12 protein-coding genes are annotated in these 13,000 nt (G+C 61.9%); 8 read left to right on the top strand and 4 right to left on the bottom strand.

Annotated features, from left to right (window positions below; all coding sequences use genetic code 11):
* Positions 1 to 100: 100 nt before the first annotated feature.
* Positions 101 to 2,710: a bifunctional aconitate hydratase 2/2-methylisocitrate dehydratase gene (gene acnB, locus HU736_RS08375; RefSeq protein ID WP_103437945.1), complete on the bottom strand. Its 2,610-nt coding sequence runs from the start codon at positions 2,708 to 2,710 to the stop codon at positions 101 to 103.
* Positions 2,711 to 3,117: 407 nt separating this feature from the next.
* Between acnB and HU736_RS08370 the strand changes: the two genes are divergently transcribed.
* Together HU736_RS08370 and HU736_RS08365 are read left to right on the top strand one after the other, a co-directional pair.
* Positions 3,118 to 3,585, top strand: coding sequence for a DUF1289 domain-containing protein (locus HU736_RS08370; RefSeq protein WP_103437944.1), 468 nt, complete (start codon positions 3,118 to 3,120; stop codon positions 3,583 to 3,585).
* Between the two features lie 67 nt (positions 3,586 to 3,652).
* Positions 3,653 to 4,420, top strand: coding sequence for a hypothetical protein (locus HU736_RS08365; RefSeq protein ID WP_189691680.1), 768 nt, complete (start codon positions 3,653 to 3,655; stop codon positions 4,418 to 4,420).
* Between the two features lie 6 nt (positions 4,421 to 4,426).
* On the opposite strand, the gene queD is transcribed toward HU736_RS08365, so the two are convergent.
* Positions 4,427 to 4,783: a 6-carboxytetrahydropterin synthase QueD gene (gene queD / locus HU736_RS08360; RefSeq protein ID WP_101320994.1), complete on the bottom strand. Its 357-nt coding sequence runs from the start codon at positions 4,781 to 4,783 to the stop codon at positions 4,427 to 4,429.
* A 225-nt stretch (positions 4,784 to 5,008) separates the two neighbouring features.
* On the opposite strand from queD, the gene HU736_RS08355 reads away from it, so the two are divergent.
* The 5 genes from HU736_RS08355 (at position 5,009) to HU736_RS08335 (ending at position 8,904) form a co-directional block, all read left to right on the top strand.
* Positions 5,009 to 5,314, top strand: coding sequence for a PepSY domain-containing protein (locus HU736_RS08355; protein WP_103437942.1), 306 nt, complete (start codon positions 5,009 to 5,011; stop codon positions 5,312 to 5,314).
* Positions 5,314 to 5,628: a PepSY domain-containing protein gene (locus tag HU736_RS08350; RefSeq protein ID WP_103437941.1), complete on the top strand. Its 315-nt coding sequence runs from the start codon at positions 5,314 to 5,316 to the stop codon at positions 5,626 to 5,628. The genes HU736_RS08355 and HU736_RS08350 overlap by 1 nt, the downstream gene beginning before the upstream one ends.
* Positions 5,629 to 6,297: a response regulator transcription factor gene (locus tag HU736_RS08345; RefSeq protein WP_101320987.1), complete on the top strand. Its 669-nt coding sequence runs from the start codon at positions 5,629 to 5,631 to the stop codon at positions 6,295 to 6,297. It begins immediately after the preceding gene.
* Positions 6,294 to 7,613, top strand: a complete 1,320-nt coding sequence (locus HU736_RS08340; protein ID WP_186699370.1) for a sensor histidine kinase — start codon at positions 6,294 to 6,296, stop codon at positions 7,611 to 7,613. Before HU736_RS08345 ends, HU736_RS08340 begins: the two co-directional genes overlap by 4 nt.
* Positions 7,614 to 7,746: 133 nt before the next feature.
* Positions 7,747 to 8,904: an HPP family protein gene (locus HU736_RS08335; RefSeq protein ID WP_186699368.1), complete on the top strand. Its 1,158-nt coding sequence runs from the start codon at positions 7,747 to 7,749 to the stop codon at positions 8,902 to 8,904.
* On the opposite strand, the gene HU736_RS08330 is transcribed toward HU736_RS08335, so the two are convergent.
* Positions 8,878 to 9,744: a LysR family transcriptional regulator gene (locus tag HU736_RS08330; protein WP_101320981.1), complete on the bottom strand. Its 867-nt coding sequence runs from the start codon at positions 9,742 to 9,744 to the stop codon at positions 8,878 to 8,880. The genes HU736_RS08335 and HU736_RS08330 overlap by 27 nt on opposite strands.
* Positions 9,745 to 9,944: 200 nt before the next feature.
* On the opposite strand from HU736_RS08330, the gene HU736_RS08325 reads away from it, so the two are divergent.
* Positions 9,945 to 11,834 carry a propionyl-CoA synthetase gene (locus HU736_RS08325; RefSeq protein ID WP_186699366.1) on the top strand — a complete coding sequence of 630 codons (1,890 nt, stop codon included), beginning with the start codon at positions 9,945 to 9,947 and terminating at the stop codon, positions 11,832 to 11,834.
* Here HU736_RS08325 and zapE read toward each other — a convergent pair.
* Complete coding sequence (gene zapE / locus HU736_RS08320) at positions 11,831 to 12,910, bottom strand: cell division protein ZapE (protein ID WP_186699364.1); 1,080 nt, start codon at positions 12,908 to 12,910, stop codon at positions 11,831 to 11,833. The genes HU736_RS08325 and zapE overlap by 4 nt on opposite strands.
* Positions 12,911 to 13,000: the final 90 nt, after the last annotated feature.

Raw genomic sequence — 13,000 nt, 5'->3', positions numbered from 1 at the left:
TTCGTCCAAGCTGAACGGCAACAAAAGCACCGCATAAAAAGAAGCCCCGGCATCACTGCCGGGGCTTCTTTTTTACCGCGCTAGGCGCTTGTTGCAGGTATCAGACCTGAACAGCCGGGATCTTGGCGCTTTCCGCAGCATCACGGAACTCGGCGATCTGGTCGAAGCTCAGGTAGCGGTAGACGTCGGCAGCCATGCTGTCGATGTCTTTGGCGTACTGCATGTACTCTTCGATGGTCGGCAGCTTGCCGATGATCGAAGCCACAGCTGCCAGCTCGGCCGAAGCCAGGTAGACGTTGGTGGCATCGCCCAGACGGTTAGGGAAGTTACGGGTCGACGTGGAAACCACGGTCGAACCGGTCTGCACGCGTGCCTGGTTACCCATGCACAGCGAGCAACCTGGCATTTCCATGCGCGCGCCAGCTTTGCCGTAGATGCCGTAGTAGCCTTCTTCGGTCAGCTGGTGAGCGTCCATCTTGGTTGGCGGAGCCAGCCACAGACGGGTCGGAATACCGCCCTTGACCTTCTCCAGCAGCTTGCCAGCAGCGCGGAAGTGACCAATGTTGGTCATGCACGAGCCGATGAACACTTCGTCGATCTTCTCGCCCTGTACCGAAGACAGCAGGCGGGCGTCGTCTGGGTCGTTCGGCGCGCAGAGCACAGGCTCTTTGACGTCGGCCAGGTCGATTTCGATGATCTCGGCGTATTCGGCATCGGCGTCGGCAGCCAGCAGCTGCGGGTCGGCCAGCCAGGCTTCCATGGCTTGCGCACGGCGCTCCATGGTCCGCGCATCGCCGTAGCCTTCGCTGATCATCCAGCGCAGCAGGGTGATGTTCGACTGCAAGTATTCGGCAACCGCTTTTTCCGGCAGCTTGATGGTGCAGCCAGCAGCAGAGCGCTCGGCGGAAGCGTCGGACAACTCGAACGCTTGCTCGACAGTCAGCTCGTCGAGGCCTTCGATTTCCAGGATGCGACCCGAGAAGGCGTTGATCTTGCCCTTCTTCTCGACGGTCAGCAGGCCTTGCTGAATGGCGTAGTACGGGATCGCATGGACCAGGTCACGCAGGGTAATGCCAGGCTGCAGCTTGCCCTTGAAGCGAACCAGGATCGACTCTGGCATGTCCAGCGGCATCACGCCGGTGGCAGCGGCGAAGGCGACCAGGCCGGAACCGGCTGGGAACGAGATGCCGATCGGGAAGCGGGTGTGCGAGTCGCCGCCGGTGCCGACGGTGTCAGGCAGCAGCATGCGGTTCAGCCAGCTGTGGATGATGCCGTCGCCAGGACGCAGCGACACGCCGCCACGGGTGCGGATGAAATCCGGCAGGGTGTGGTGGGTGGTGACGTCGATTGGCTTCGGGTAAGCCGCAGTGTGGCAGAACGACTGCATGACCAGGTCAGCCGAGAAGCCCAGGCAAGCGAGGTCTTTGAGCTCGTCGCGGGTCATCGGGCCGGTGGTGTCTTGCGAGCCCACGGTGGTCATCTTCGGTTCGCAGTAGGCGCCTGGACGGACGCCCTGGCCTTCTGGCATGCCGCAGGCACGGCCAACCATTTTCTGCGCCAGGGTGAAGCCCTTGCCAGTATCGACCGGTGCGTCCGGCAGCTTGAACAGGTCGGTTGGACCCATGCCCAGCTCGGTGCGCGCCTTGTCGGTCAAGCCACGGCCAACGATCAGCGGGATACGGCCGCCAGCACGGACTTCGTCGAGCAGGACTGGCGTCTTCAGTTCGAAGGTGGTGACCAGCTCGTCGCTTTCGTGACGGCGCACTTCACCCTTGTACGGGTACACGTCGATGACATCGCCCATGGCCAGGTTGCTGCAGTCGAATTCGATTGGCAGGGCGCCGGCGTCTTCCATGGTGTTGTAGAAGATCGGAGCGATCTTGGTGCCGAAGCAGAAACCGCCAGCGCGCTTGTTCGGCACGTTGGGGATGTCGTCACCGAAGAACCACAGTACCGAGTTGGTTGCCGATTTACGCGACGAACCGGTACCGACCACGTCACCGACGTAGGCGACCGGGAAGCCTTTGGCGCGCATGGCTTCGATCTGCTTGAGCGGACCGACCGAACCTGGTTGCTCAGGCTCGATGCCGTCACGGGCCATTTTCAGCATGGCCAGGGCGTGCAGCGGGATATCAGGGCGCGACCAGGCATCCGGGGCAGGGGAGAGGTCGTCGGTGTTGGTTTCGCCAGGCACCTTGAACACGGTCAGGGTGTACTTCTCGGCAATCGCAGGACGCTTGGTGAACCATTCGCCATTCGCCCAGGAGTCGAGCACAGCCTTGGCGTGGGCGTTGCCCGCCTTGGCTTTTTCAGCGACGTCATGGAAGGCATCGAACATCAGCAGGGTGTGCTTGAGCTGTTCGGCCGCGACGGCAGCCAGTTCGGCGTCGTCCAGCAGCGCGACCAGAGTCTCGATGTTGTAGCCGCCCTGCATGGTGCCGAGCAGTTCGGTGGCATGCTTGCGGTCCAGCAGTGGCGAAGTGGCTTCGCCCTTGGCGATGGCCGAGAGGAAACCGGCCTTGACGTATGCAGCTTCGTCAACGCCTGGTGGTACGCGGTTGGTGATCAGGTCAACGAGGAAGGCTTCTTCGCCGGCTGGCGGGTTTTTCAACAGTTCGACCAGGCCTGCAGTCTGTTCGGCGTTCAGCGGCTGGGGCACGATGCCCAGGGCTTTACGCTCTTCGATATGTTTGCGGTAGGCTTCAAGCACAGTTATTACCCTCATCAGTGGTCCCTAAAGGGAGTCCGGGACGCTCATCCAGGATTTGGCGCAGCCATGCGCAATACGGCTTTGTGAGCCGCCTAGCCAGGCGTGCGGAAAATCCTTGCAGAAGCTGTTTTCAAAGTTTTACGCCTGTAGAACGGAGCGCTGATGAGGGGTTGGCGCGGAGCATGCGAGGGCTGCATGGGCCGGCCAACACCGTTCTACCGGATTAACTGTGCTTCGTGACGCTTTGAAAACAGCTTCCAACGGACATTGTTGCCTTGAAAAGGCCGGTTGATTCTACGGCAAAAACTGAACAAAAGTAAGGCGCGGGATGCGACTTTAACAAGTGACCCTGGTTAGACAAAGGGCTAACATGGGAGCGTGTGCCACCGCCAAGCTGTTGTCTGTTCATGTCCAATCAGTCCATCAAAACCCCGTGCGTCGGGCTCTGCTCGACCGTCTACGGCGATCTTGTATGCCGCGGCTGCAAGCGCTTTCATCATGAAGTGATCCACTGGAACGGCTACAGTGAAGAGGCCAAGCTCGCGGTATGGCTACGCTTGGAGCAGTTGCTGGTGCAGGTGATGATGGCCAAGCTGGAAGTGTTCGACAAGGACTGCCTGCGCCAACAACTGGAGCAGCGCTCGATCCGTTTTGTGGTGCAGCAGTCAGAGTACTGCTGGGCCTATCAATTGATTGCCAGGGGCGCGCGGATGATCCGTGACCTTGAGGCCTATGGCATGGCGCTGTTGCCTGAGTTTCGTGGCTGGGATCTGCCACAGTTGCGCGACGCCATCGACCGGGAGTTCTTCCTGTTGTCCGAAGCACATTACCAGCGCTACATCGCACCGTCGTTTCTCAAGGACGTGCTGGGGTAGCCTTCCAGCTGCCGCGCGGCGCCAGCAGTCCTTAGCGTTCATCGCTCCTTCAAGCTGGAGTGACGTGATGAGCAGCCTTGTATTCATGCCTGAACTGAGTTTTACCGCCCGCTGCCGCTGGCAACTTGCAGATTATGTTTCGACCCCTGCGGTATGGGAGGACGGCGACGACCTGTCTCGGCCGCTCTGGACCGAATTCGATGGCTGGAATAGCGACAGTGGCTGGTTGATAGCGAGCCGCAATTATGACGAAACACGGCCAGATTCATTTCCGCCGGACGAATGGCACGGCGAAGATTCACGACAATCGCTCAGTGTCGATACCTTCTGGTTCGGCACCTATCGCCATGCGCTGGGCTACGTCTACGAGATCCGCCCGGCCTATACTGGCCGCAACAGCGACCAGTATCCCAGGCTCAACTACTGGTTGGACGTGAGCAGAAGCGGCTATCTGGGTTTTTACCCTGCAGCCGCCAAAGCTGGCAGCCTGATCGATAAAGAAGGGGTAATAACCCTGCACGATCCGGTCGGTGTAGCGTTGGCGGTAAGACTGCCGATAGACACACAGATTGATCTCGACTTGCCGCTCTACAAACTCAGAAAGGGCTTGAAGACGCCGCTCTGGCACATCGCAGGCCTGAATCCGGAACACTTGGTGGAGGGCGGCCTGCACCTGAACCTGTCTCTCTATGGCGGCCTTGAAGCTGTCAAGGTGCGCCGACTGGTAGAGAATGGGCAAGGGTATCTGAATACAGGCCGCGGCAGGCCGGGTGTGTTGCTGATGTGTATCGACAACCCATGCGTGCCGCCGCACCCGAACCCATCGATAGACTGAAACCGCCTACGCGCCGCTGTACTCGCAGCCGCTGGTGCAGGTTTCGTGAATACGCACCTTGGACAGTTCTGGCAGCAGCGGTTTCACCTGCTGCCAGATCCACACCGCGATTACTTCGCTGGTGGGGTTTTCCAGGCCAGGAATGTCGTTCAGGTAGTTGTGGTCGAGCTGCTCGTAGATCGGCTTGAAAATCGCCTTGATTTCGGAGAAGTCGCGGATCCAGCCGGTATGCGGGTCAAGCGGGCCGGTCAGGTGCAGGGCAACCTTGAACGAGTGGCCGTGCAAGCGGCCGCATTTATGACCAGGCGCGACATTGGGCAGGCGATGGGCCGATTCGAAGGTGAACTCTTTGAAAATTTCCACGGGGTAGTAACTCTGTTGCAAGCGAGAATGGCGGCGATTCTACCAGCATGGCCGCAGTGAGTGGTTGTGCCTGTGTGGTCAGCTGCCCGGTGGCGCTTGCGCACCTACTGCAACAGTGCTCAAGGCATGCGCTATCATGCCCGCGAGCAATTTCAGGTTGGCTTAAGGAGCCGTGGTTAATCTTAACCCCGTAGACAACTTGTACATTCCGATGGAGAGATACTCATGAAGACTTTGACTGCCTTGTTCACTGCTGCTGCCCTGTCTGTAGCTGCCACCGCTGCCCTGGCCGACGTGCCGGCGCATGAAATCAGCGCCCTGGAAAAAGCCGGCACCGTGCAGCCATTGCAGAAACTGGCCGAGACTGCAAAGGCCAAGCATCCTGGTTCAACCATCACCGATTCCGAGCTTGAAAACGAATACGGCCGCTACATCCTCAAGGTCGAACTGCGCGATGCGCAGAACGTTGAGTGGGACGTTGATCTGGATGCCAAGACCGGCGAAATACTGAAAAACGCCCAAGACAAATAATGAGCCCGCTATCGCGCAAGCCGCGCTACCTGGCGCTGGCCCTGATGGCCGTGTGTTCACTGGCGCTGGCGCGTGATCTTGACCAGGATGAAGCCCTCGCGCTGCGGCAAAAGGGCATCATCCTGCCGCTTGAGCATCTGCTCGACTCTGCCCTGGGGCGTTATCCCGGGGCACGTTTGCTTGAGGCAGAGCTTGAAGAAAAACATGGCCGCTATGAATACGAGGTCGAGCTGCTGACCCTTGAAGGGGTGGTGCGCGAAATCAAGCTGGATGCCCGCAGCGGTGTGCTGCTCAAAGACGAGGAGGACGACTGAATGCGCCTGTTGCTGGTCGAGGATAACGTGCCGCTGGCCGATGAGCTGACTGCCGGCCTGCAGCGTCAGGGCTATGCCGTCGACTGGCTGGCCGACGGCCGTGATGCGGTCTATCAAGGCCAGAGCGAGCCCTACGATCTGATCATTCTCGACCTTGGCTTGCCCGGCTTGCCGGGATTGGAAGTCCTCGCCCAGTGGCGTGCAGGCGGGTTGGCCACGCCAGTGCTGATCCTGACGGCGCGCGGCTCGTGGGCCGAGCGCATCGAAGGCTTGAAGGCCGGCGCCGACGACTACCTGAGCAAGCCGTTCCACCCTGAAGAGCTGCAACTGCGCATTCAGGCACTGCTGCGCCGCGCGCGCGGCCTGGCCAATCAGCCCAAGCTTGAAGCAGCCGGCCTGCATTTGGACGAAAGCCGCCAGTGTGTCAGCCGCGAGGGTGTCGATGTGCAACTGACCGCGGCGGAGTTTCGCCTGCTGCGCTATTTCATGCTGCATCCCGGCCAGGTGCTGTCCAAGGGGCATCTGGCCGAGCACCTGTATGACGGCGAAACCGAGCGCGACTCCAACGTGCTTGAGGTGCACGTCAATCACCTGCGGCGTAAACTCGGCCGCAGCGTCATCGAAACCCGTCGCGGGCAAGGTTACGTCTACGCCGGCAGCACGCCGTGAAGTCGATCCAGGCACGCTTGAGTGTTGGCCTTATCGCCGTATTGGTAGTGATCGGGCTGGGCTTTGCGCAGTTGACCCTGTGGCTGTTCGAGGCTGGCCTGCAGCGTTACCTCGAAGTCGGTTTGCGCAAGGAAAGCGAGAACCTGCTGGTGGCGCTGGGGCGCGGCCCGGACGGTTTGCAGCTGGATGAGCGGCGCATCTCGGCGGCGTACCAAAGGCCGTTTTCCGGGTATTACTTTCGCATCGATTTCGAGCAGGGCAGCTGGCGTTCTCGCTCGTTGTGGGACCTGGACATGCCCAAGCCGGCCAAGCCGGGGCTCGAAGATACCCATGTATTAGGTCCTGAGGGCCAACAATTGCTGGCCCTGCGTGCTGACTATCGACGCCTGGGTCAGGACATCTCGATCAGCGTCGCGCAGGATTATTCACCAATACGCCAGGGCTTTCAGCGCATGCAGCAGATCGGCCTGGGCATGGGCCTGGTCGCCCTGGTGCTGGTGCTGGTATTGCAGCGCATCACTGTTACCCGCTCGCTCCGGCCATTGGAGCGAGCCCGCCAGCAGATCGCGCAGCTGCAGCAAGGCCAGCGCTCACAGCTGGATGCCGAAGTACCCAGCGAGCTGCAGCCGCTGGTCGATCAAGTCAACCATTTGCTGGCCCACACTGAAGATAGCCTGCGCCGCTCGCGCAACGCGCTGGGCAATCTCGGCCATGCGTTGAAAACGCCGATGGCGGTTCTGCTCAGCCTGGCCTCCAGCGAGCGCTTGCGCGATTTGCCTGACGTACGCATGCAAATGCGCGAGCAGCTCGAACAGATCCAGCAGCGCCTGGAACGTGAACTCAACCGTGCGCGGTTGGCGGGCGATGCTTTGCCCGGCGCGCAGTTTGATTGCGATGCGGAGCTGCCAAGCCTGCTGGCAACCTTGGGCATGATTCATGGTGAAGGTCTGCTGCTGGAGCGCGACACGCCCGCCGGGCTGCTGCTGCCGTGGGACCGTGAAGACCTGCTCGAGCTGCTCGGCAACCTGCTCGACAATGCCTGCAAATGGGCTGACAGTGAAGTTCGCCTGGGTATCGCCACGAGCGCCACCGGTTATCAGTTATGGGTGGATGATGACGGCCCGGGCATTCCTGAGGAAAAACGCGTGCACGTGCTCGAGCGAGGTTCGCGGCTGGACGAACAGGTCAACGGCCACGGCCTGGGCCTGGGTATCGTGCGCGATATCATTGACGCCTGGGGCGGCACTATCGCCCTGCAGGAAAGCCCTCAAGGCGGCCTGCGAGTGAGCATCGAGCTGCCCGGCAAAGGCCGCTGAACGGCCTACGCCGATGCTGCAAAATTATTGAGCCCAAACCGCATTATTTTGAATTTGCCCCACAATAGTGCGCGCGGCACACTCTTGCTCTGAAATGGCTCATTCCAGCCAAGTTGAAGAGCACGTTCTGCCGATGTCTGCCTTGCGTCCCGAACCCCTTTTGCAGCGCCTGATGCCGGCGCCCCTCAATATTCCTCCCAAAGAATGGCTGCGCGCAGGCGTCGGTGCCTTGCTCGGCCTGTGCCTCGCAGGTTGGCTGTGCAGCCTGGCCTATGGTCCCTCCATTGCGCTGCATTTGCTTGGCCCTCTGGCGGCAACAGCCGTGCTGGTTTTCGCCGTGCACGCCGGGCCGCTGGCGCAGCCGTGGTCGGTGCTGGGCAGCTACGCGCTGGCGGGCGTAATCGGCTTGATCATGCGCCAGCACCTGGGCAGCGAGCTGTGGGTGGCTGGCGTTGCACTGGGCTTGTCGTTGTTGGTCATGTGTCTGCTGCGCTGCCTGCACCCGCCGGGCGGCGGAGTAGCGGTCAGCGCCGTACTGGCCGATTCCGGGCTGGTCGCCATGGGCGATCATCTGCTCGAGCCAATCATGCTCAATGCGCTGGTGCTGGTCGCAGTGGCGGTGGTCTACAACCGCCTGACCGGCGTGCGCTATCCCAAGCCTGGCTTGCCGCGCAAGGATCTGCACCACACCCACGACCCGGTGCCCAGCGCCCGGGTGGGTTTTAGCAGTGACGATCTTGATCAGGCCCTGGAAGACATCGGCGAGTACGTTGACGTCAGCCGTGACGAGCTTGAGCGTATTCTTCTGGCCACTGAACAGCATGCTTTGCAGCGCAGTCTAGGCGGTATCACCGCGGCTTCGGTGATGTCCCGCGATGTGCAGTTTGCCAGCCCGCAGACCACGCTGGAGCAAGCCTGGCAGATGCTCGCCAGCCACCACCTGAAGACGCTGCCAGTACTGGCGGAGGGACGCCTGGTCGGCATCGTCAGCCTCAGTGATGTGCTGACGGCGGCCATGGCGCGGGCGCGGTTCAGCTGGCGTGGGCTGTGGCGGCGCAGGCCGGTGGTGCTGGAGCAGGTGATGAGCCGACGGGTGATCAGTGTCAGCAGCCAGCACCCGCTGGAGCGCCTGCTGCCATTGCTGTGCGAGCAAGGCTTGCACTGCCTGCCGGTACTCGATGACGGCAAGCTGGTCGGGGTGATCACCCAGACCGACCTGATTGCCGGTCTCAAGCGCCAGTTGCTCAACCACAGCACGCGTGCTTCAGATGAGCGGGTCCCAGCGTTGTGACCAGTCACTGACGCCCGCTGCGACTTGCCGGCGCAGCACGCCGAAGGCCTGCTGCAAGGCGGCGCTGTCGTGCTTGCGGGTGTACACCAGAAAAGTCGGGTAGGTAAATTCCGGCGCTTGCGGCACCCGCTCGAACACGCCGCTGTCCAGATAAGCCTGCACCACCCGTGTACGGAAATAACCGCTGCCACCGTGCTCGAGAATGAACTGCAAGGCCAGCGGGCCGAGGTTGAAGCTCAGCGCTGGGCGGGCGCAGTCGGGCAGGGCGGCATCGTGCTGGCGGCGAAACGTCTCGCCCCAGTCGATATACACATACGGCTCTGGCCGTTCTACGTGGCGGATGCGCACCAGTTTTTCTTCCATCAACTGCTCCACCTGCAGGCCAGGCCCGTAGATGGGCTGATAGACCAGCGCAGCATCGAGCAAGCCGCGCTCGACCTTGCGCAGCAACGATTCGCCGTCGCTGACCTCGCTGCGGATGGCATGGCTGGGCATCTCGCGGTACAGCGCACTGACCCAGTCGAGCAGCAGCGGGTTGCCCAGGCTGGTTTCGCCGCCCAGGTGCAGCAGCTGCTGACAACCCTGCGGCAGCGGCAGGTCACGGCGGGCGGCCTCCCAGGTTTCCACTAGTTGGTGGGCGTAGGTGACGAAGGCTTCGCCGTCTGCGGTCAGGCTGGCGCCGCTGCGGCTGCGGACAAACAGCTGGCAGCCTAGCTGCTGCTCAAGACGCTGCACCCGCGCGGTGATTGCCGTCTGCGACACGCACAGGCCCTCGGCGGCGGCGACCAGGCTGCCGCAGCGGACAATCTCCAGGAAGGTGCGTGCCTGTTCGATATCCATGCTGTGCTCATTGATGAAGGTGATGGCTATTCTAGAGCCTTGCTCGCTGCTTGGCGCGCATCAAAAGCGCCGCCTTGATAGAGCCTGCTGCTGCGAATTTGCAGGTCGGTTATGGACTTTAGTCCCATGGCAGGGGCGTCAGGCAGGTCCATACTGCAGGCTCGCCCTTCAATAACAACAAGTATCGGGTTGCGACTGACATGACCTACCAGCACAGCTACGCCCGTTCCATTTCCGACCCTGTGGCCTTCTGGGCCGAGCAGGCCGACCAGCTGGCCTGGTACCACAAGCCGCGCCAGACCCTGATCAACAACACCGACGGCAGCCATTGCTGGTTTGCCGACGGGCGCCTGAACAGCTGCTACCTGGCCCTGGATTACCAGATCGAACAAGGCCGTGGCGAGCAGACCGCGTTGATCTACGATTCGCCGGTAACCGCCACCCAGCAGCGCTTCAGCTACCGTGAGTTACGCGATGAGGTGGCGCGGCTGGCCGGGCTGCTTCGCGAGTTGGGCGTGCGCAAGGGCGACGGTGTCGTCATCTACATGCCGATGGTGCCGCAGGCGGCCATGGCCATGCTCGCCTGCGCGCGGATTGGCGCAGTGCACTCGGTGGTGTTCGGCGGTTTTGCCGCCAACGAGCTGGCCCTGCGTATCGATGATGCCAAGCCGACGCTGGTGCTCACGGCCTCCTGCGGGCTGGAGTTTGATCGGGTCATCGAATACAAGCCGCTGATCGACCGCGCCCTGCAACTGGCCAGCCATCAGCCCCGCCACGTGCTGGTGCAGCAGCGGCCACAGGCAAAGGCCGCGCTGCAGCCTGGGCGTGACCTGGACTGGCAACAGGCGCTGGTCAACGCGCAGCCTGCGGCGCCGGTCGAGCTCAGTGCAACCGACCCGCTATATATCATGTACACCTCCGGCACCACCGGCAAACCCAAGGGCATCGTCCGCGAAAACGGCGGCAACGCGGTCGCCTTGAGCTACACCATGCGCCATATCTATGGTATGCAGGCGGGCGATGTCTGGTGGGGGATTTCCGATGTGGGCTGGGTGGTCGGTCACTCGCTGATCGTCTACGGGCCGCTGATGACTGGTTGCACCACGGTATTCTATGAAGGCAAGCCGATCCGCACCCCGGACGCCGCCGCGTACTGGCGGGTGGTCGAGCAGTATCAGGTGAATGCCTTGTTCTGCGCGCCGACGGCGATGCGCGCGATCCGCAAGGAAGACCCCCATGGCGAACTGCTCGCCGAGTATGACCTGAGCTCCCTGCGCCAGTTGTTCCTGGCCGGGGAAAAGCTTGATTCAAGCACCCATCAATGGCTGGAGCAGGTCACAGGCAAGCCGGTGCATGACCATTGGTGGCAGACCGAAACCGGCTGGCCGGTGACCGCCCCCTGTGTCGGCCTCGAAGGCAGTGCGGCGCGCCCGGGGTCGAGCAACCGCGCAGTACCGGGCTACCACGTGCAGGTGCTGGACGACGACGGCCATTTGCTCGGGCCGAATCAACAGGGCGCGATCGTCATCGCCCTGCCGTTGCCGCCGGGCTGCAGCCAGACGCTGTGGGGTGATCATCAGCGCTATCTGCAGGCGTATCTGCACACCTATCCGGGCTACTACCATACCGGTGACGGCGGCTACCTGGACGATGACGGCTTCGTCTACATCATGGGTCGCACCGATGACGTCATCAACGTCTCCGGGCATCGGTTGTCTACCGGCGAAATGGAAGATCTGGTCGCCCGCCATGCGGCGGTTGCCGAGTGCGCGGTGATCGGTGTGCACGACGACATCAAGGGCCAGGTGCCGCTGGCGTTGGTGGTACTCAAGGACGGCGAAGAGCTAGCCGAGCAAAAATTGCAGGCTGAACTGGTTGCCAGTGTGCGTGAGCAGATCGGTGCGCTGGCATGCTTCAACCGGGTGCGGTTGGTCAAGCGCTTGCCCAAGACACGCTCCGGCAAGATTCTGCGCGCGGTGCTGCGCAAGATCGCTGACGGTCAGGCCTATGTACCACCGTCAACGCTGGATGACCCGGCTGTGCTTGGCGAAATCGAAGCGGTGCTGGCAGATCTGCCCCGAGCAGGTTAAAGCACAGTCGTGCCGATCTGATGCAGCTGGCCGAGACGGCTGCGGCTGCGCATCAGGTCGGCAATGGCGCCACCCAGGCTCTGCTCGAGCGGATAGCGGCCAATCAGCACCAGCTCGCAGTCTTGGTCGTACAGCACATCGACCAGGTTGACGAAGCGTTGCTGCGCTGCGAGCGAACATTCGGCCAGGTCTTCCAGGTCGTCGATGATCCAGCGATCGTAACGGCTGGCCAGCTCCAGATAATCCGCCACTGCCGTGGCCTGCTCGCACAGATCGACAAAGCTGAAGTGCACCTGTCGATCCTGGCTGGCCAGAGCGCGCAGCGGGCGATGGTTGATGTCCAGGGTCAGCGGCTGGGTTTCAGGCAGCGCCAGGGCCAGGCGTTGCTCAGCTGTGCCGGGCCATACGTAGTGGCCCTGGGTAAAACGCTGGTGCGCGCGGTTGGCCGGCAGGCTGCGAAAGTCGATGTCGCCGCCCACTTCCATCACCAGCATGCGGCTGTTGATCAGGCGGATCACTGGCAAGAACCGCTCATGGTAAAGGGGGTTGGGCAGCAGGCCTTCGGGGGCATAGTTGGAGGTCAGGACGACAAATACATTGCGCTCGAACAGCGCGCTGAAAAGCCGGGTGAGCAGCATCGCATCGCCGATGTCGTGCACATGGAACTCGTCGAAGCACAGCACCTGGCAGTCGCCAATCAGTTCATCCAGGGTCGCCGCCATGGCATTGTCGGCGCCGCGATGGCGGTGCATGCCCTGATGCAGACGAGCGAAGAAATCGTGGAAGTGCAGGCGCAGCTTGGCCTCCACCTCCAGCGCCTGGTAAAAGCCATCGAGTAGCCAGCTCTTGCCGCGGCCAACCGATCCATACAGATACAAGCTGCGCGCCTGGCCATCAGCCAGCGCGGCAAACTGTTGCGTCATGCGCTCGATAACCCGGCATTGGCCTTCGCTCAAGCTATAGCCGCGCTCCCTGGCCTTGTCCTCAAAGTAGCTCAACAGCTGGCAATCGCCTTGCGCATCGGTACGCGAGCGGCGGCGCAAGTGGCGAAGCGGCGTGGAAATCCAGGCAGACAAGCGGGGGGGTCCTCGCAGGCGGGGCAGGGCGGTTGGCGCCCTCCAGTGAGTGACCATTTTCACCGCAAGCACCGCTGGCAGGCAATCATC

Origin of the sequence: Pseudomonas shirazensis (assembly GCF_014268785.2) — a bacterium.
In the GTDB taxonomy this organism is placed as follows: Bacteria; Pseudomonadota; Gammaproteobacteria; order Pseudomonadales; family Pseudomonadaceae; genus Aquipseudomonas; species Aquipseudomonas shirazensis.
Note: the sequence above shows the minus strand (reverse complement) of the source record. Positions and strands in the feature narration are given on the sequence as shown.

What these genes read in the sequence shown, in the direction of transcription:
- HU736_RS08370 (WP_103437944.1), top strand. Translation starts at nt 3,118, where the DNA reads ATGTCCAATCAGTCCATCAAAACCCCGTGCGTCGGGCTCTGCTCGACC.
- HU736_RS08365 (WP_189691680.1), top strand. Translation starts at nt 3,653, where the DNA reads ATGAGCAGCCTTGTATTCATGCCTGAACTGAGTTTTACCGCCCGCTGC.
- HU736_RS08355 (WP_103437942.1), top strand. Translation starts at nt 5,009, where the DNA reads ATGAAGACTTTGACTGCCTTGTTCACTGCTGCTGCCCTGTCTGTAGCT.
- HU736_RS08350 (WP_103437941.1), top strand. Translation starts at nt 5,314, where the DNA reads ATGAGCCCGCTATCGCGCAAGCCGCGCTACCTGGCGCTGGCCCTGATG.
- HU736_RS08345 (WP_101320987.1), top strand. Translation starts at nt 5,629, where the DNA reads ATGCGCCTGTTGCTGGTCGAGGATAACGTGCCGCTGGCCGATGAGCTG.
- HU736_RS08335 (WP_186699368.1), top strand. Translation starts at nt 7,747, where the DNA reads ATGTCTGCCTTGCGTCCCGAACCCCTTTTGCAGCGCCTGATGCCGGCG.
- HU736_RS08330 (WP_101320981.1), bottom strand. Translation starts at nt 9,744, where the DNA reads ATGGATATCGAACAGGCACGCACCTTCCTGGAGATTGTCCGCTGCGGC.
- HU736_RS08325 (WP_186699366.1), top strand. Translation starts at nt 9,945, where the DNA reads ATGACCTACCAGCACAGCTACGCCCGTTCCATTTCCGACCCTGTGGCC.